Below are 18,166 nucleotides of genomic sequence, written 5' to 3'. Positions count from 1 at the left end.
AAAGGTTGCAGGTGTGTCGACGTCTACACGTCGCTTGTTCTCGATTGTAATAGCTATAGGCATCGCCGCCACACTCGCCGGCTGCACAGCCGGGGCCCCAGCGGTCCGGGCGGTAGCGGCTGCGCACCGAGCGGCGGCCGCCCAGCCACAGCCCGCCGAGCGCGGCGGCGAGACCGGTGAGCAGCAGCGGCAGGCCGTAGCCCGCGCCCTCGGCCGCGAGCAGGCCGTACGTACCGCAGCAGACGCCGAGCAGCCCGCCCAGCGTCAGCGCGGTGGTGGTACGGGCGACGACGGGCGGGACCTGGGCGGTGCGGCCGTAGCCGCGCGCGTCCATCGCCGCCGCCAGGGCCACCGACCGTTCCAACGCGCCCTCCAGCACCGGCAGTCCGACGTGCAGCAGCGCCTTCACCCCGCGGTCGGGGCGGCCGCGCAGCCGGCGGGCGGAGCGCAGCCGCTGGACGTCCGCCACCAGATGGGGTGCGAAGGTCATCGCCACGACGACAGCGACCCCGGCCTCGTAAAGCGCGCCGGGCAGCGACTTGAGCAGCCGGGCCGGGCTGGCCAGCGCGTTCGCGGCGCCGACGCAGATCAGCAGGGTGGCCAGCCGCAGCCCGTCGTACAGCGCGAACACCAGCCCCTCCGCCGACACCCGGCCGCCGATGCGCACCCCCTGCGCCCAGTGGGGCAGCGGGACTTCGGGAAGCGTGAAGAGCACCCGTGTCCCGGGGATCGGCGAGCCGAAGAAGACCGCGAAGAACAGCCGGATGGCCAGCACCACAAGGCCCAGCTTGAGGAACGCGGTGTACGAGCGGGCCCACGGCGCGTCCGTGCGGCGTACGGCCACCACATAGCCCGCGACCGCGATCAGCAGCCCGAGCAGCAGCGGGTTGGTGGTCCGGGACGCGGCCGTGGCCAGCCCCAGCGCCCACAGCCACCAGGCCCCCGCGTGCAACGCGCCTCCGCCGCGCGGAGCACCGGCCCGCAGCCGGGCGCGGGGGCGGCGCGAGTTCGTGGTGCCGGAGGCGGTGGTACGCGGTGGCATGGCGGTCATCCGTGCGCTCATACGCGACGGCGGCGCGCCTGCCACACCGCCGCGGCACCGAGCAGGACCACGGCCGCCAGCCCGCCGATCAGCCCGGCGGAGGGGCCTCCTGAGGCCCCGTCGCCGTCCGCCTTGCCGTCGCCGCCGTCGCCCTTCGGGGCGGCGTGGGCGTCCACGGAGCCGCTCATCTTGTCGCCGCACCCCGACTCCGGGTAGCCGGAGATGGCGCACAGCAGCGCGGCGGAGTTGTAGCGGAGCGGCTTCGCGACGGCGGCGAGCGCCTCCCCGGCGGACGCGTCGGCACCGACCCGCGCGCACTCCGTACGGGGCGCGGGCGGCGTCCGGTGGTCGGCCGCGTCGGCGGCCGTGCCGAAGTCGATGACCACCGCGACCCGTTTGGTGCCGTCCGTGGCCGGGGTGTCGGCGCAGACGGCGGCGAAATCGGCCATACCGCGCGGCCGGGTCGCGTCGTTGGAGTCCTCGCTGACCGCGAAGCGGAAACCGATCATGTCGCCGTCATCGGGCCGCGCCGACGAAGGCCCCTGCGTGGCATAGGCCCAACTGCCACCGTCCCCGCCCCGCTGCCAGAACGACCAGTAGCGATACCCGTCGGCAGCCTGCGCGGGACCCGCGCCGAGCGCCGCGAACAGCCCGACGACAACGACCAGCAACAGGCGGGCCATGCGGGTGCGCGGGGCGAAGGGGGCGTGTGCGCGTGGCGCTGTCGCGTGTGGCGCTGCCGTGCATGGGGTTGCCGCGTATGGGGTTGCCGCGCGGGGGGTTGCCGCGCGCGGGCCCGAAGCCGTGCGGTTGCGCGGGTTTGACGTTCGCCTCGTGCGCGGGGTCACAGCTGTCGCCTCTTTCGGCCGCTGATCAGGAAGCCGATGCCCATACCGGCTACCGCGCAGACCCCGACCGTCCACCAGACGCCGCCGACCCCGCCATCGCCGTCGTCCTTCTTCTCCTCGCTCTTGCCGTCCGACGACTCCGCGCCCTGGGCCGCCGCCTCGGGCTTAGGGCCGGTGGCGTTGAGCTGCTGTACGAGGTCGGCGCCGCCGAAGTCGCGTGGGTTGGCTCCGGCCGCGTGGGCCGCGAGGATCAGCTTGGCGAGTGCGCCGGGGTCGCCCTTGGCCCAGGCCGCCGTGCCGCTGTCCTCGCTCTGGAGCCACTGGAGCGGCTTGCTCGCGGTCGCGCTGTGCTCGGCCGCGGCGAGGGCCACGACGGCGTCGGCGGTGCCGCCGAAGTCGGGCTGGTCCTCGGCGCCGGGCAGCGCGGACTTCAGATGCGCGCCGGTGTCGGACATGACGCGGGACAGCTGGGCCAGCGCGGCCTCGGCGGCGTCCTTCGGCGAACCGGCCCCGCCTTTGCCACCGCCCGCGCACCCCAGCGGCTCGGGGTCGGCGCCGCTGTCCTTGCCTACGGTCTCGAAGACGAAGCCCTTGCCCTGGGCGGCCAGTGCGGCGCTCGCCGTGGCCAGCTCATTGGCGGCGAGCTTGCCCTTGTCCTGGGTGTACGCGAACGCCCCGCGCTCCCGCTCCTTCGCCGAGCACCCCAGCTGTAGCGCGAGCAGCGCGTCGTACGGGCTCTTGCCGCTCTTTCCAGAGCCCACGGTCACCTTCGCCGGGTCCTGGCCGGTGGCGGCGAAGGCGCCGACCGCCGCAGCGGTGGAGTTGGCGTCGCTCGGCCCGCCGGGGTTCATGCCCCAGCCGCCGTCGTCGTTCTGGTGGCGCTTCAGCCAGCCGATGCCCTTCTCCACGGTCTCGGCGCGGCCGCCCACCGCGGCCAGCGCCTGGATCGCCGCCGCCGTCGCGTCCGTGAACTCGCCCTTCTTCGGGTCGCACGCCTTGGAGGTGTCCGCGCGGTACGCCGCGAAACCGCCGTCCGTGCAACTCTGTCCGGCCAGCCAGTCGATGGCCGACTTCGCCGGGGCGACGCCCACCGCGTCCTGGGCGAGCAGCGCCAGTGACTGCCGCCACACCCCGTCGAACTTCGGGTCCTTGGCGCCGTAGAGCCCCTCGGGACGCCCGGCCGGGCCGTCGTCGGCCACGGCGGCAGGCGCGGTGGCCGCGCCCAGGGCGGCGCACAAGGCGGCGCACAGGGAAAGAGCCGCCACGCTGCGGCGAATGTTCATGGCTGTGGTGCCTCTCGGTCGGTGGACGGGCGCACGCAGCCGCGCACGGCCGTCCAGCCGTCCGCGGAACCTCCGCGACACGTCCGGCACCCGGCTCAGCTCCGCATACCTCGACGGTGCCGCCACCGGTCATCCGGCGGCGGGAGCCTGCGTCGTCGCGCCCGTCCGGGTGTTCCGGCTCATGCGCCCCGCGGGGCGCGCTCACGGTTGCGGGTCAGCGCCGGAATCGCACCGGCTTCCCCCGATCGGACGCGTATGAAGTTTACGGACAGCTTATCCGCCGACTTATCGGGCGCCCTCAGCCGCCCACCGCTCACGCCCCCGGGCGCGGTCGCCTCGTACGACGCTGAGACAGCGCGTCGTGCTGCCGTCGTCCTCCTCGATGTCGCGGCGGTGGACGAAGCCGAGCCGGGCGAGCAGGGCCAGCGACGCGTCGTTGGCCGCCATGACCGTGGCGTGCACCTCGCTCAGGCCGAGCGCACCGAAGCCGTGCCCGACGACCGCCTCGGCCAGCTCGGTCCCCAGACCGCGCCCCCACGCGTGCGGCGCCAGCGCGTAGACGATCTCGTGGCCGCCCACGGCCTCGGTCGGCTTGATCTCGGCGTGACCGACGTACCGGCCGCCCCGGCCGCTATCCGCGGCGCCACCACTGGGCCAGGGACTTCCACCAGCGGCGGCGGGCTTCGTGCTCGGGGCCGGGTTCCGGCTCCACCACGGCGAGTTCCGCGCCCGGGGAGGGTTCCGGAGACGGCTCCGGCGAGGGCGCGGCATCCGCACGGCCCTCGTGCGGGGCGTCGTCCTCCCCGGCGGCCTTGGGCGCCGTGCCCACGGCCCCCGCGATGGTCGCGCTCGCCGCGGCGGCCATCTCGGCCAGCGCCTCGTCGGACTTGGCGGCGGTCCGCGGGAAGCGCACCGGCAGCGCGGCCAGGGCCCGGTGGAAGGGGCCGGGCCGCCACTCCAGCCGCTCGGCCGGTACGGCCAGTTCGACGTCGGGGAGGCGGTCGAGGAGCTTCTCGACGGCGACGGACGCGATGACCTGGGCCGGGTCCTTCCCGGGGCAGGTGTGCGGGCCCGCGCTCCAGGCCAGATGCGCCCGGTTGCCGCGCCGGTTCGCCAGCAGGTACGGGTCGTTGTTGGCGGCCGCCAGGCTGATGACGACGGGCTCGCCCTTGGGCAGCCGGTGCCCGTCGACCGTGGTGTCATGGCGCGGGTAGTGGATGCAGAAGTTCGCCAGGGGCGGGTCCTTCCACAGCACCTCGTTGAGCGCGTCCCCGATCAGCATCGTGCCGCCCGCGAGATCGCCCGCGAACCGTTCGTCGGACAGCAGGAGCAACAGCCCGTTGCAGATCAGGTTCTGGAGGGGCTGGGTGCCCGCGCCGACGAGGACGACGATCTGGTGGACCATTTCCTCGTCGGTGAGCTCCGCGGGGTGGGCGATCAGCCAGGACGTCATGTCAGGCCCCGGCTCCGCCCGTTTGAGGGCGACGAGCTCGAAGAGGGTCTCCGCGAGGAGCACATTGGCCTGCTCGGAGTCCTCGGCGATGTCGAAGAGCGCGGAGAGCGACCTGACCAGCTTGTCGCTCAATTCGGGCGGACAGCCGAAGAGCTGGTTGAAGACGAGCAGGGGGAGCCGGGCGGAGTACTCCTTGAGCAGATCGGCCTCGCCCCTGGGGCCGAAGAGGTCGATGAGGAAGTCGGCGCTCCGCTCCACGTAGCGGCGCAGGGCGTGGATGTCCAGCCGGTCGAGGGTGTCGGAGATCGCCGAACGCAGCCGGAAGTGCTCCTCGCCGTCGCTGCACAGCGCGTTCGGCCGGTACATCATCATCGGCACAACGGGGTTGTCCATCGGGACGGTGCCGTCGGCGAGGGCCTGCCAGTGGCGCGCGTCCTTGGAGAACGTCTCGGGGCTGCGCAGGATGTCCAGCGCGGTCTGATAGCTGGTGACGAGCGAGACGGGGACGCCGGGCGACAGCTCCGCGGGCGCGATATGCCCGTGTGCCCGCAGCCGCGCGTAGGTGGCGGCCGGGTCGGCGGCGAACTCGGGGCAGTGCAGCGACTCCAGCCGTTCCCCGGCGGGGGTCTCGCCCGAATGACCCGAGTGGCCCGGATAGCCGGAGTGGCCCGGATGACCCGAGTGGCCCGTGTGCGCGGGGCAGCCCGGGGGCGGTGTCGAGTCGGCGGCCGTACCTGGTGTCGAGGCGGAATCGCGGGTGGGGCTCGTCACGCATGCTCCTGCTGATACGGGGGATGGGTGCGCCAGGGCGGGTAAGGCTAGCCGCCGGTCAGTCGGACCGGCACCCCATACGGCACTCAAATCGCTTGGTACATCACCGGATCGCTGCCCGGCACCGCTTCCGCCCGGCCCAGCTTCACCAGCCGGCGCACATGCGCCTCCGCCTCCGAGACCGCGATATTGCGGGAGCCGTAGGGGATCAGCTCCCACGGGCGGTTCCACTCCATGGCCTCGGCGAGCCGCCACGGCGTGAGCGGGGTGGCGAGCAGGGCCAGCAGCCCGGCCAGCCGCTCCTCGTGGTGGCGCAGCAGCGCGCGCACCCGCGCGGGGGCGTCGGTGAAGGCGTACTGATGGGCGGGGAGCACCTCGGCGGGGGCGAGGGCGGCGACGCGTTCGAGGGAGTCGAGGTAGTCGCCGAGGGGATCGGTGACGGTGGCGTCGTCGGGGTCCTCGTAGAGCCCGATATGGGGGGTGATCTCGGGCAGCAGATGGTCGCCGGAGAAGAGGCGGCCATGGCCTGGCATACGCGGGCCTGGCATGCGCCGGTCGGCCGCGCGGTCGGCGCCCTCACCCGCTGCCGGATGGGCGCCCTCACCGGCCGCCGGGTGGGTGTCCTCACCCGCTGCCGGATGGGCGCCCTTGCCGGTCGCCGGATGGGCCTCTTCCAGGTGGAGGCAGACATGGCCGGGGGTGTGGCCGGGGGTCCAGATGGCGCGCAGCCGGCGGCCCGCCAGATCGAGGAGTTCCCCGGGGACGATCTCGCGGTCGGGGAGGGCGGCCCGCCGCCCCGGCAGCCCCGCGCGGCCGGACGCGCGGGTGGCGCGCAGCGGGGCCAGATGCTCCTCGGGCGCCCCGGCCGCGGTGAGCTTCTCCTCCAGGTACTCGAGCCAGCTGGCGGGGTCGGCCTCGCGGGTGCGCCGGACGACCTGGGCATCGGCGGCGTGCATCGCGATCCACGCCCCGGACGCCTCCCGCACCTGGGCGGACAGCCCGTGGTGGTCGGGGTGGTGATGGGTGATGAGGACGCCGTGGACATCGGAGACGGAGGTGCCGCACGCGGCGAGCCCGGCGGTGAGAGTGTCCCAGGCCGTGGGGTCGTCCCAGCCGGTGTCGATCAGGACCGGGCCGCGGTCGGTGTCGAGGAGGTGGACCAGAGTGTGCCCGAGCGGGTTGTCGGGGATCGGGACAGGGATGCTCCACACCCCGCCGCCATGGTCGGTCACCCGCGTCACCTGCGCCATCGGCTCCCCTCTCCATCGACACAAGCATTGCCCACTATAGCTAGAACTGGTATCAGTTCTGATGCAGCGTCAGATATTGGTCGGCCCCGGTGCCCTCGGGCACCCCGGGTGTCCCCGGGCCGGGCCGGCCGGACGCACCCCTCAGTCATCGGCCGGAAGGCATCAGCGATGAGCGACCTCATCGAGCACGGGCAGCTCTTCATCGGCGGCGCGCTGGCGGACCCCGCGGGCGAGGACACCATCGAGGTCGTCTCGCCGCACACCGAGGAGGTCATCGGCCGGGTGCCGCACGCCTCGCGGGCCGATGTGGACCGGGCGGTCGCGGTGGCACGGACCGCGTTCGACGAGGGCCCCTGGGCCCGGATGGACGTGGCCGAGCGGATCGCGGTGGTCACCCGGATCAAGGACGCCATCGCCGTACGCCATGAGGAGATCGCCCGGGTCATCAGCGCGCAGAACGGCTCTCCGTACTCCTGGAGCGTGCTCGCCCAGGCGCTCGGCGCGATGATGGTGTGGGACGCGGCCATCACCGTGGCCCGCGACTTCGTCTACGAGGAGCGGCGGGCCGGGGCGCTGGGCCCGCTGCTGGTGCGGCGGGAGCCGGTCGGGGTGGTCGCGGCCGTGGTGCCGTGGAACGTGCCGCAGTTCGTGGCGGCCGCGAAGCTGGCGCCCGCGCTGCTCGCGGGGTGCTCGGTGATCCTCAAACCGTCGCCCGAGACACCGCTGGACTCCTACATCCTGGCGGAGATCGCGGCCGAGGCGGGGCTGCCCGAGGGGGTGCTGTCGATCCTTCCGGCCGACCGCGAGGTCAGCGAGTACCTGGTCGGCCACCCGGGCGTGGACAAGGTGTCGTTCACCGGGTCGGTCGCGGCCGGCAAGCGGGTGATGGAGGTCGCCTCGCGCCATCTCACCCGGGTCACGCTGGAGTTGGGCGGCAAGTCGGCCGCGGTGATCCTGCCGGACGCGGACCTGGAGGCGGCCGTCGCCGGGATCGTGCCCAACGCCTGGATGAACAACGGGCAGGCGTGTGTGGCCCAGACCCGGATCCTGGCGCCGCGCGGCCACTACGACGAGATCGCCGAGCGGTTCACCGCCGCCGCCTCCGCCCTGGTCGTCGGCGACCCCCTGGACCCGGCCACCCAGGTCGGGCCGCTGGTGGCGCGGCGGCAGCGGCAGCGGTCGCTGGACTACATCGCGGCGGGGCAGCGGGAGGGCGCCAAGGTGCTGACGGGCGGCGGCCGCCCGGAGGCCCTGGGCACCGGCTGGTACGTGGAGCCCACGCTCTTCGGCGATGTCGGCAACGACATGCGGATCGCCCGTGAGGAGATCTTCGGCCCGGTCATCTGTCTGCTGCCGTACGGGGACGAGGAGGAGGCCGCCCGGATCGCCAATGACTCCGACTACGGGCTGTCCGGCTCGGTGTGGACGGCGGACGTCGGCCGCGGTATCGACTTCGCCCGGCGCATCCGCACCGGCACCTACTCGGTCAACACCTTCAGCCTCGACATGCTCGGGCCGTTCGGCGGCTACAAGAACTCCGGTCTGGGCCGGGAGTTCGGCCCGGAGGGGTTCTCCGCGTATCTGGAGCACAAGATGATCCACCTGCCCCAGGGCTGGGAGGGGGAGCCGAGCTGATGGGGGACCGCTGGCGGATCGAGGTGGACCGGGGCGTGTGCATCGGCTCCGGGATGTGCGTGAGCGCCGCGCCGGGCGGCTTCCGGCTCGACGGGGCGCGGCAGTCGCATCCGGTCGAGACGGAGGCCGACGCTTCCGAGGCGGTGCTCACGGCGGCCGAGGGCTGCCCGGTCGAGGCGATCGCCATTCGGCTGTCGGAAACCGGTGAACAGGTCTTTCCCCCCGACGAATAGCTCCCGACGAGTAGCCCCGACGAATAGCCCCCCGGCCGCCGTCGTTCAGGTTCGGAAGCCGCCCCCGGTACGCACCGGACCGGGTTCAGCGGCCGCCGGCGGCCGGGATCAGACCCAGCCCTCGCACTGGGATATCCGTATGGCGTCCACGCGGTTGCGCGCACCGGTCTTCCGGGTGATCGCGGCCAGGTAGTTGCGTATCGTCCCGGTGGACAGATGGAGCGTACGGGCGATCTCCGGGATGGAGGCGCCGTCGGCGGCCAGGGACAGCACCCCCAGCTCGCGCTCGGTCAGCGGGATCTTGGCCGCCTGGAGGAAGCCGTATCCCAGTGCGTCGTCGACATAGCGCTCCTTCCTCGCCACCCGCCGGATGGCCTCGATCAGCCGTTGTGGCGGGGCGTCCTTGTCCACATACCCCAGCGCTCGGGCCTCGTGGGCGCGCCGCAGCGGGCCCGGACGCTCCGAGTTGACCAGTACGAGCAGTCCGCACTCCCCGCCCTCCCCAGAGGCGGAGGCGACGAACTTCCCCCATTCGCCCTTGCGGGCCGCCTTGTCGGCCGCCGGGCAGTCCGTGTCCACCACGCACACCTGCGGCTGTAAGGACCGTGCCTTGCTACGCGCGTCACGCCAGGAACACGCCGTTGCCTCGATGTCTGGTTCGGTCCCTATCACTGATGCCAGGGCCGATCTCAGCAGACCTGAATCGTGTACCAGAAGTAACCGGATCACGAACTTCTCCACCCCCCACGATGCGGTTCTCTCGTCGCGCGCCGTTGTCGCTCTGTCGCGCGCCGTTCATGAATACCGGGATTGGGCAGGGCGTGAACGCGGAATTTGAGACAAGACGGGGCGTGAGGGCGCACAATCCCCGTCCGGAAGCTCGAAAGGGCGCAGGATTTGGCCCATGCGCCCCCGTGGTGGGTTCCGCCCGGCTACCCGGCCGGGGCGGGGGCCGTGAGGTCGATCAGGCGGCATACGGTCTCGATGTCGATCTTGACCTGGGCGATCGAGGCGCGCCCCGAGAGCCAGGTGATCAGCGCCGAATGCCAGGTGTGCTCGATGACGCGGACCGCGGAGAGCTGTTCGGCCGTCGGGCTGTCGTCCAGGCCCATGGCATCGAGGATGATCGCGGTGGTGAGCCGGGAGACCGTGTCCACCTCCGGGCTGACCGACCGGTCGGCGAAGGTGAGCGCGCGCACCATCGCATCGGCCAGATGCGGTTCGCGTTGCAGGGCACGGAAGGCGCGCATCAGCGTCTGGGCGACCCGGGCGGCCGGCTCCTCCTCGGTCGGCGGCCGCTTGCGCAGCGTCTCATGCATATGCTGCAACTGGTCCTGCATGGTCGCGACCAGGAGATGGACCTTGGAGGGGAAGTAGCGGTAGAGGGTGCCGAGCGCCACGCCGGAGTTCTCCGCGACCTCGCGCATCTGGACCGCGTCGAAGCCGCCCCGGCTGGCCAACCGGGCGCTGGCGTGCAGGATGCGCCGCCGGCGCGCCTCCTGGCGCTCGGTCAGCTGCATGGCGGCTGGCTTGACTTCTGCGGTCATTTGTCCCACTTCGAATGTGTTACGTCTGCGAGTCGGCGGCAAGCGGACACCGTGCATGATGGCAGGGCGGGCCCGGGCCTGCGAGTCACTGGAACTCGTTCTAGGCTAGCGCGGCTCTTCCCCGATGGGCCCGTGTCCGCGCAGTTGGGGCAGGTTGTTGCCGAGCGGTGGCCACGGCCGTCGCGGCGGCCCCCGCCCGATGCGCCCGCCCGTCGTCAACTTCTCCCCGGCGCCCTGGCTACCGAGTGGTAGGGATCACCTGCCCCGGCCCTGGAGAGGTCGCCCGGGGCAGGTATCTTCGAGACTCCTCAGGCGATGCGTTAGTGAAACTTGTTCTAGATAAACGGAAGCGGATACGCTCCCGCTGAACTGCACCAAGGAGGGGGCGCGAGTGACCGCAGAGGCCGCGCAGGAGACCGGGGCCGACCCGCTTCGACCAGCGCCCCCCACCACCCCCGACGAACGGCCGCTGCGCATCGCGCTGCTCAGCTACAAGGGGAATCCATTCTGCGGGGGCCAGGGCGTCTATGTGCGCCACCTCTCCCGCGAACTCGCCCGGCTCGGCCACACCGTCGAAGTCATCGGCGCCCAGCCGTATCCGGTGCTCGACGCCGAACGCGGTGTCACCCTCACCGAGCTGCCCAGCCTCGACCTCTACCGCCAGCCCGACCCGTTCCGCACCCCCCGGCGCGAGGAGTACCGGGACTGGGTCGACGCCCTGGAGGTCTCCACCATGTGGACCGGCGGCTTCCCCGAGCCGCTCACCTTCAGCCTGCGCGCCCGCCGCCATCTCGCCGCCCGCCCAGGCCAGTTCGACGTCGTCCACGACAACCAGACCCTGGGCTACGGGCTGCTGGGCCTGGAGCGGCTCGGCTTCCCGCTGGTGACCACCATCCACCACCCGATCACCGTCGACCGGCAGTTGGAGCTGGACGCCGCCGACGGCTGGAAGCGGCGCCTGTCCGTACGCCGCTGGTACGGCTTCACCCGGATGCAGAAGCGGGTGGCCCGGCGGCTGCCCTCGGTGGTCACCGTCTCCGGCTCCTCCCGCCGGGAGATCGTCGAGGATCTCGGGGTGCGGCCGGACCGTATCCATGTGGTGCACATCGGCGCGGACACCGCGCTGTTCTCGCCCGACCCCGCCGTCCCGGAGATCCCCGGCCGCATCGTCACCACCTCCAGCGCGGATGTGCCGCTCAAGGGCCTGGTGTATCTGATCGAGGCGCTCGCCAAGGTCCGCGCCGAGAACCCCGAGGCCCATCTGGTCGTCGTCGGCAAGCGGCCGCAGGAGGGGCCGGTGGCCACCACCATGGCGCGCCACGGACTCGAGGACGCCGTGGAGTTCGTCAAGGGCATCAGCGACGCCGAACTGGTGGACCTGGTGCGTGGCGCCCAGATCGCCTGTGTGCCCTCGCTCTACGAGGGGTTCTCACTGCCCGCCGCCGAGGCCATGGCCACCGGCACCCCCCTGGTCGCCACCACCGGCGGCGCCATACCCGAGGTCGCCGGGCCCGACGGCGAGACCTGTCTGGCCGTACCGCCCGGCGACGCCGACGCGCTCGCCGCCGCCCTGATCCGGCTGCTGGGCGACGCCGACCTCGGACGGCGGTTGGGCGCGGCGGGCCGTGAACGGGTGCTGCGCCGCTTCACCTGGGAACAGGCCGCCCGCGGCACCGTCGAGCGGTACCGCGAGGCCATCGGCGCGGCCACGCGGACCGTCCACAGCTGAGTTACGCCCCGACCCCGCCCGCTGAGTCCCGCCCCCGACCCCTCCCGCCCCACGAATTCCGCCGGACGAAAGCAGACCCCCGTGCTGACCGTCGATTTCTCCCGCTTCCCCCTCGCCGTCGGCGATCGCGTCCTCGACCTCGGCTGCGGCGCCGGCCGGCACGCCTTCGAGTGCTACCGGCGCGGCGCCCAGGTCGTCGCCCTCGACCGCAACGGCGAGGAGATACGCGAGGTCGCCAAGTGGTTCGCCGCCATGAAGGAGGCCGGAGAGGCCCCGGCGGGCGCCACCGCCACCGCCATGGAGGGCGACGCCCTCGCCCTGCCCTTCCCCGACGACAGCTTCGACGTGGTCATCATCTCCGAGGTGATGGAGCACATACCGGACGACAAGGGCGTGCTCGCCGAGATGGTGCGGGTGCTCAGGCCCGGCGGCCGGATCGCCGTCACCGTGCCGCGCTACGGCCCGGAGAAGGTCTGCTGGGCGCTGTCCGACGCCTACCACGAGGTCGAGGGCGGCCACATCCGCATCTACCGCGCCGATGAACTGCTGGGGAAGATGTGCGAGGCCGGGCTGCGGCCGTACGGCAGCCATCACGCACACGCCCTGCACAGCCCCTACTGGTGGCTCAAGTGCGCCTTCGGAGTGGATAACGACCAGGCGCTGCCGGTGCGCGCGTACCACAAGCTGCTGGTGTGGGACATCATGAAGAAGCCGCTGGCCACGCGGCTGGCCGAACGCGCGCTGAACCCGATCGTCGGCAAGAGCTTCGTGGCGTACGCGACCAAGCCCCACGCACCGCGCGAGGACCGGGCGTGACGGCGCTCGGACCGCGCCCGGGGCCCCGCACCGAACGGCTCGCGCTGCCCGGGGTGCTCAGCCCCGAACAGGTGCTGCGCACGGTCGAGGGCATCGCCGCCGTCCAGCGCGCGGACGGCGCCATACCGTGGTTCCGCGGCCACCACCTCGACCCCTGGGACCACACCGAGGCCGCGATGGCGCTGGACGCGGCGGGCGAGCACGAGCGCGCCAGGGCCGCCTACCGCTGGCTGATCCAGCACCAGAACCCCGACGGCTCCTGGTACGCGGCCTACCCCGATACCCCGGACGGCGTGGCCGCAACCGACCCCACCGACCGCGCCCGGGAGAGCAACTTCTGCGCCTACGTCGCGGTCGGCGCCTGGCACCACTACCTCTCCACGGGCGACGACACCTTCCTCGAGCGGATGTGGCCCACCGTCTTCGCCGCCGTCGAGTTCGTGCTCGGAATGCAGCAGCGCGACGGCCGGGTCGGCTGGCGGCGCGGCGCCGACGGCACCATCGACCCCGACGCCCTGCTGACCGGCTCCTCCTCCGTCTACCAGGCGCTGCGCTGCGCCCTGGCCATCGCGGAGCACCGCGAGGAGCCCCAGCCCGACTGGGAGCTGTCGGCGGGGCTGCTCGGCCACGCCATACGCCACCACCCCGAGCGGTTCCTCGACAAGCGCCGCTACTCGATGGACTGGTACTACCCGGTCCTCGGCGGCGCCGTCACCGGCGCCGCCGCCAAGGAGCGCATCGAGGCCGGCTGGGACCGCTTCGTGGTCCCGGGGCTCGGAGTGCGCTGCGTCTCCACCAACCCCTGGGTCACCGGCGGCGAGAGCTGCGAACTGGCCCTGGCGCTCTGGGCGATGGGCGAGTCCGACCGCGCGGTGGACATCCTCCGCTGGATCCAGCCGACGCTGCGGGCCGAGGACGGGATGTACTGGACGGGCTACGTCTTCGAGGACGACGCGGTCTGGCCGGAGGAGCGCACCACCTGGACGGCCGGGTCGCTGCTGCTCGCCGTGGCCGCGCTGGGCGGCGACGAGGCGACCACGGCCGTCTTCGACGGCGAGAGCCTGCCGCGCGGGCTGGACTCGGACTGCTGCGCCTAGTGTGTTCCCGGGTGGCTTGTGTCGCCTACGGCGGGCTGTTCCCCTCCCCGCCCCTTCCCGAAACTGGGGCTTCGCCCCAGGCCCCAGGGCGGAGCCATCGGCTGACGTCGGACGCGTCCCGAAGGGGCGCGGGGCTGTGTCGATGTGCGGCTGCGCCGCGTGGGCGCGATCAGCCACGATGGTGCCGCGGATGATCGACGGCGGGTCGGGTCACTTTCGGCGGAGCGCTGACGGTGGGCCATGTGGTGGAGCCGCGTATCGGTGCTTTCCCCTCCCCGCCCCTTCCCGCAACTGGGGCTTCGCCCCAGGCCCCGGGGTCCCGGGGGGCGGGGCCCTTGCCATGCGGCGGAGCCGCATATCGGTGCGCCCCGAAGGGGCGCGGGGAACTGCGCGATCAGCCACGATGGTGCCGCGGATGATCGACGGTGGGTCGGGTCACTTTCGGCGGAGCCATCGGCTGACGTCGGACGCGTCCCGAAGGGGCGTGGGGCTGTGTCGATGTGCGGCTGCGCCGCGTGGGCGCGAGCGGCCACGACGGTGCCGCGGATGATCGACGGTGGGTCGGGGCGCTTTCGGCGGAGTTTGCGGCTTCGCCGCGTGGTAGGGGCTTCGCCCCTGAGGCCCGGGGGTCTGGGGCGGAGCCCCAGTTTCGGGAAGGGGCGGGGAGGGGAACAGCCCGCCGCAGGCGGCACGAGCTGTCGGATATCCCCTAGCCGCGGCGCAGCCGCCCCGCGATGGCATGGCCGATGAAGAGGTACACCACGGCCGGCAGACCGTAGTTGAGGACGGTACGGAGCCAGTCCGTGTCCATCGTGAAGAGGTCATGGGACCAGCCCGCCAGCCAGCCCGCCGCGTCATGGACCACGGTCACCAGGTCGTTGGCGCGATTGGCGTCGAGAAGGGCGAACAGGATCCAGAGGCCGAGGATGACGGCCATGACGTCCGCGACGACCGCCACGACGGTCGCCGCCTGATTGCTGCTGTGGCGATAACTTCGTGACATGCCACACGTGTTGCCCCGCCAGGCGAAGCCAAACCAAGGCGTGGCCGCACACCCGTACGACGCGCGGTCAGCCCGCCAGCTCCGCCAGCACCCGCAGCGTCTCGCGGTCCGGCGCCAGCGCCAGCAGATCCGTGATCGGGCCCTTGCGCCACAACTCCAGCCGCTCCGCGATCCGTTCACGCGGCCCGACCAGCGAGATCTCATCGGCGAAGGCGTCCGGCACCGCCTCGATCGCCTCGCCGCGGCGGCCCGCCAGGAACAGCTCCTGCACCCGGCGCGCCTCTTCCTCGTAGCCGAAGCGGGCCATCAGATCGGCGTGGAAGTTCCGGGCCGCGTGACCCATACCGCCGATGTAGAAGCCGAGCATCGCCTTCACCGGCTTCAGCCCCTCCGCCACATCGGCGCACACCCGCACCTGTGCCATCGGCGCCACCATGAAGCCCTCCCGGGCCTCGGCCAGCGCCGCCTGGTAGAGCTCGGTGCGCGACGGCGACCAGTACAGCGGCAGCCAGCCGTCGGCGATGCGCACGGTCTGCGCGACGTTCTTGGGCCCCTCCGCCCCGAGCAGCACCGGCAGGTCGGCGCGCAGCGGATGGACGATGGGCTTGAGCGGTTTGCCGAGACCGGTGGCGTCCGGACCGGCGTACGGATGCGGGTGGTAGCGCCCGTCGAGCCGCACCGGCGCCGTACGGTTCAGCACCTGCCGGATGACCTCGACATACTCACGCGTCGCCGTCAGCGGGCTCTTGGGGAACGGGCGCCCGTACCAGCCCTCGACCACCTGCGGTCCGGACAGCCCCAGCCCCAGCATCATCCGCCCGCCCGAGAGATGGTCCAGGGTGAGCGCCTGCATCGCGGTGGCCGTGGGGGTGCGGGCGGCCATCTGCGCCACCGCCGTGCCCAGCGCGATCCGGGTGGTGTGCGCGGCGAGCCAGGTGAGCGGGGTGAAGGCGTCCGAGCCCCAGGACTCGGCGGTCCACACCGAGTGGTAGCCCAACCGCTCGGCCTCCTGGGCGAGTTCGAGATGGCCGGGGTCGGGGCCACGGCCCCAGTAGCCGAGCGCCAGACCGAGCCGCATGGAAGCCCCCTCGTTCCGCCGGACAGGGTGGAGGCGCGGCTGACGGCAGGTCAGCCGCACCGGCGGGACTGTACGGGCCGGGGGCGCACATGGCAACGGCCCCTCGCCCGTGCGTTACGGGCGAGGGGCCGAGAGCGCGTCATGCGACGAGCGTGGGCGCGTCATGCGGCGCGCGCGAGGTCGTCATGGAACGCGCGCGGCTGTTGTCGTCAGCCGCGCTGGATCCCCGTGGTGTCCTGGAGCACACCGCGGCGGCCGTCCTGCGTCTGGGCGACCAGCGCCTGACCGCGCTGCTCCACCGCGAGGTACCAGGTGCCGGGGGCCAGTTCGGCGATGGTGCTGGACGAGCCGTCCTCCGCGTACAGCGGACGAGTCACCGGCACCGCGAACCAGAACGGAGCGAAGTCCCCGCCGCCCGAGGGCGCCGGGGCCGGAGCCGGCTGGCCGCCGAAGGGCTGGCCGGGCTGCGGCTGCCCCGGCTGGCTGCCGAACGGCGCGGGGGCGCCGGGCTGGGCACCGCCCGGACCCGGGTAGCCGTACCCCGGCTGCGGGCCCTGGGCACCGTACGGGGACGGGGCCGGGGCGGAGGCGTTCATCAGCGGGGCCTTCAGGGCCGGGACGCGCTGGGTGAGCAGCGCTACGGCGGCCATCGCCAGGGTGGCGATCAGGCCGAGGATCTGCCCGACGCCCTTGTCCACCCCGTCCGGGCCACCGATGATCGTCCACAGCGAGCTCCAGGCCGCGAAGACCGCGAGCGCCGAACCCCACTGTTCGAGCGAGAGCCCGAACAGGTTGCGGCCCGCGGGCTGGAAACGCGCGGCGACGATGAGCGCCGCGGCGATCACGCCGGCAAGGAAGATCGACGGCAATACGGGGAAGAAGTCGGACTTCCATCCGTTCTCACCGGCGTCCTTGCAGAAGCTGCTGCCACCGCAGTCGATGGTGTAGAAGTCGAGGAAGGAGGCGATGAACAGCAGCACCGCTGCTCCGATCACCACGCCGTCGCCTCGAGTGAGCGAGCGGATGTTCAACGTGAGGTCCTTTGTCGGTTTCGTCTGTACGAGCGCTGCCGCCAGGCGCGTGGCGCGAAGGCGTCGGGGGTGGGCCCCATCGTACGGGTGAATCTTCCTGCGGAGGCCGGGGGTGTCCCATCGGTATCCCGGTCGTGACCTCCCGTTCGGATGGGGAAGCCCTACTCGTTCAAGAAGTCCGTAATGCCCTGTGCGATACCTCGTGCGGCACGTCCGCGCCATGCCGCGTCGGTCAGTTCGGCGGCGTCCTGGGAGTCGCGCATATTGCCGCACTCGATGAACACCTTGGGAACGGTGGAGAGGTTGAGCCCGCCCAGATCGCCCCGGACGTCCAGCCCGCTGCCGTCGCCGATGTACTGCGCGGGCTCGCTGCCGGTGGCCCGCTCGAACCGGTCGAGCAGCCGTTCGCCGAGATGGCGGGAGGGGACGGTGATGGCGGAGGTGTCCGCGCCGCCGCCCCGTACGGACTTGGGCAGGATCACATGGAAACCGCGCTCCCCGGCGGCCGCGCCGTCCGCGTGCACCGAGACCACGGCGTCGGCGTGCGCCTTGTTCCCGATCTCCGCGCGCTCGTCCACGCACGGCCCGTACGGCCGGTCCCCGTCCTGGGTGAACCGCACCGTGGCGCCGCGCGCTTCCAGCAGGGTGCGGGCGCGGCGTGCCACATCGAGGGTGAAGGACGCCTCGGGGTAGCCGGAGTTGGTGGCCGTACCGGTGGTGTCGCACTCCTTCTCCTCGGTGCCGATGTCCACGGACCGGGAGATCTGCGAGGGATGGTCGCGGTTGTGCGGATTGTGGCCGGGGTCGATGACGACGACCTTGCCCTTGAGGGTCTTCCCGGACCCCTCCCCGGGCACGTCTCCTGACGCCTCTCCCGACGGGGAGGGCGTGGCGGACGCACCGGAAGCACCGGAAGCACCGGACGACGGGGGCGGCGGGGAGGACGTCGAGGAGGTCGTGGGCGCACCCGTCCCACCCGCCCCACCCGCCCCGCCCGCGCCGTCGTCCTTCGCACCGCCCACGGAACTCCACAACAGCCAGCCGGCGAAACAGGCAGGTATCAGCGCCGCCAGGACGATGGCGAGGGTTCCGCCGCGGCGACCGGGCTCAGGAGGAAAGCTGCCGTTGGACACGCGGGCGATGGTAGTCCCGCCACGGCCACCCCTGCTGCCGGAATGGACGCCTGTGCCCGGGTACGCGGCGCGGCCGCCGGGGACGGGAGCCGGGGCCCAGGCACGCGGCTCGGCGGGGACCCGGGAGCCGGAAGCCGGGGGCGGGTATGCGGCTCAGGCGGGCGGGCCGGGGCCACGCATGCGGCTCGGGCAGACGTGCGGCCCGGGAGCCGGGTGT

Annotated in this window: 16 protein-coding genes, 1 pseudogene and 1 riboswitch; of the genes and pseudogenes, 5 read left to right on the top strand and 12 right to left on the bottom strand. The window is 72.7% G+C overall.

Going from position 1 to position 18,166, the window contains the following annotated elements; translation table 11 throughout:
- The 6 genes and pseudogenes from AB0E24_RS36940 to AB0E24_RS36915 all read right to left on the bottom strand — a co-directional run.
- Positions 1-1,051 (bottom strand): energy-coupling factor transporter transmembrane component T (locus tag AB0E24_RS36940; protein WP_359383816.1); only part of this gene is annotated, 1,051 nt, incomplete at its 3' end.
- A gap of 8 nt (positions 1,052-1,059) precedes the next feature.
- On the bottom strand, positions 1,060-1,725 hold the full coding sequence (locus tag AB0E24_RS36935; protein WP_359383813.1) for an SCO2322 family protein: 666 nt from the start codon (positions 1,723-1,725) through the stop codon (positions 1,060-1,062).
- A gap of 161 nt (positions 1,726-1,886) precedes the next feature.
- Positions 1,887-3,173 carry an SCO2321 family membrane protein gene (locus tag AB0E24_RS36930; protein WP_359383810.1) on the bottom strand — a complete coding sequence of 429 codons (1,287 nt, stop codon included), beginning with the start codon at positions 3,171-3,173 and terminating at the stop codon, positions 1,887-1,889.
- A 167-nt stretch (positions 3,174-3,340) separates the two neighbouring features.
- Positions 3,341-3,415, bottom strand: a riboswitch (cobalamin riboswitch).
- A gap of 43 nt (positions 3,416-3,458) precedes the next feature.
- A pseudogene (locus AB0E24_RS36925) lies at positions 3,459-3,794 on the bottom strand (GNAT family N-acetyltransferase); the annotation flags it as partial.
- Between the two features lie 10 nt (positions 3,795-3,804).
- Complete coding sequence (locus AB0E24_RS36920) at positions 3,805-5,397, bottom strand: cytochrome P450 (protein ID WP_359383807.1); 1,593 nt, start codon at positions 5,395-5,397, stop codon at positions 3,805-3,807.
- A gap of 86 nt (positions 5,398-5,483) precedes the next feature.
- Positions 5,484-6,647: an MBL fold metallo-hydrolase gene (locus tag AB0E24_RS36915; RefSeq protein ID WP_359383804.1), complete on the bottom strand. Its 1,164-nt coding sequence runs from the start codon at positions 6,645-6,647 to the stop codon at positions 5,484-5,486.
- A gap of 168 nt (positions 6,648-6,815) precedes the next feature.
- On the opposite strand from AB0E24_RS36915, the gene AB0E24_RS36910 reads away from it, so the two are divergent.
- On the top strand, positions 6,816-8,282 hold the full coding sequence (locus tag AB0E24_RS36910; RefSeq protein ID WP_093705144.1) for an aldehyde dehydrogenase: 1,467 nt from the start codon (positions 6,816-6,818) through the stop codon (positions 8,280-8,282).
- Positions 8,282-8,515 carry a ferredoxin gene (locus tag AB0E24_RS36905; protein ID WP_020871704.1) on the top strand — a complete coding sequence of 78 codons (234 nt, stop codon included), beginning with the start codon at positions 8,282-8,284 and terminating at the stop codon, positions 8,513-8,515. The genes AB0E24_RS36910 and AB0E24_RS36905 overlap by 1 nt, the downstream gene beginning before the upstream one ends.
- Before the next feature lie 108 nt (positions 8,516-8,623).
- Here AB0E24_RS36905 and AB0E24_RS36900 read toward each other — a convergent pair whose 3' ends face one another.
- Together AB0E24_RS36900 and AB0E24_RS36895 are read right to left on the bottom strand one after the other, a co-directional pair.
- Positions 8,624-9,244 carry a response regulator transcription factor gene (locus AB0E24_RS36900; RefSeq protein WP_173963302.1) on the bottom strand — a complete coding sequence of 207 codons (621 nt, stop codon included), beginning with the start codon at positions 9,242-9,244 and terminating at the stop codon, positions 8,624-8,626.
- Positions 9,245-9,447: 203 nt separating this feature from the next.
- Positions 9,448-10,062, bottom strand: coding sequence for a TetR family transcriptional regulator (locus AB0E24_RS36895; RefSeq protein WP_069869183.1), 615 nt, complete (start codon positions 10,060-10,062; stop codon positions 9,448-9,450).
- 391 nt (positions 10,063-10,453) lie between these two features.
- Here AB0E24_RS36895 and AB0E24_RS36890 point away from each other — a divergent pair, with 391 nt between their 5' ends.
- From AB0E24_RS36890 to AB0E24_RS36880, 3 genes are all read left to right on the top strand, one after another.
- On the top strand, positions 10,454-11,791 hold the full coding sequence (locus tag AB0E24_RS36890) for a glycosyltransferase family 4 protein (protein WP_283886819.1): 1,338 nt from the start codon (positions 10,454-10,456) through the stop codon (positions 11,789-11,791).
- Positions 11,792-11,872: 81 nt separating this feature from the next.
- Complete coding sequence (locus tag AB0E24_RS36885; RefSeq protein WP_251772210.1) at positions 11,873-12,607, top strand: class I SAM-dependent methyltransferase; 735 nt, start codon at positions 11,873-11,875, stop codon at positions 12,605-12,607.
- Positions 12,604-13,704, top strand: a complete 1,101-nt coding sequence (locus tag AB0E24_RS36880; protein ID WP_079257411.1) for a prenyltransferase/squalene oxidase repeat-containing protein — start codon at positions 12,604-12,606, stop codon at positions 13,702-13,704. The genes AB0E24_RS36885 and AB0E24_RS36880 overlap by 4 nt, the downstream gene beginning before the upstream one ends.
- A gap of 709 nt (positions 13,705-14,413) precedes the next feature.
- Here AB0E24_RS36880 and AB0E24_RS36875 read toward each other — a convergent pair.
- From AB0E24_RS36875 to AB0E24_RS36860, 4 genes are all read right to left on the bottom strand, one after another.
- Entirely contained in the window at positions 14,414-14,707 is a 294-nt protein-coding gene (locus tag AB0E24_RS36875) for a hypothetical protein (protein ID WP_069869187.1), read from the bottom strand.
- 67 nt (positions 14,708-14,774) lie between these two features.
- Positions 14,775-15,785, bottom strand: a complete 1,011-nt coding sequence (locus tag AB0E24_RS36870; protein ID WP_069869188.1) for an LLM class F420-dependent oxidoreductase — start codon at positions 15,783-15,785, stop codon at positions 14,775-14,777.
- A 209-nt stretch (positions 15,786-15,994) separates the two neighbouring features.
- Entirely contained in the window at positions 15,995-16,816 is an 822-nt protein-coding gene (locus tag AB0E24_RS36865; RefSeq protein WP_069869189.1) for a DUF5336 domain-containing protein, read from the bottom strand.
- A gap of 161 nt (positions 16,817-16,977) precedes the next feature.
- A complete protein-coding gene (locus AB0E24_RS36860) occupies positions 16,978-17,949 on the bottom strand; it encodes an N-acetylmuramoyl-L-alanine amidase (protein WP_359383798.1) in 972 nt (323 codons plus the stop codon).
- Positions 17,950-18,166 lie beyond the last annotated feature (217 nt).

It is taken from the genome of Streptomyces malaysiensis subsp. malaysiensis, from assembly GCF_040653035.1.
Classification (GTDB): domain Bacteria; phylum Actinomycetota; class Actinomycetes; order Streptomycetales; family Streptomycetaceae; genus Streptomyces; species Streptomyces malaysiensis.
Note: the sequence above shows the minus strand (reverse complement) of the source record. Positions and strands in the feature narration are given on the sequence as shown.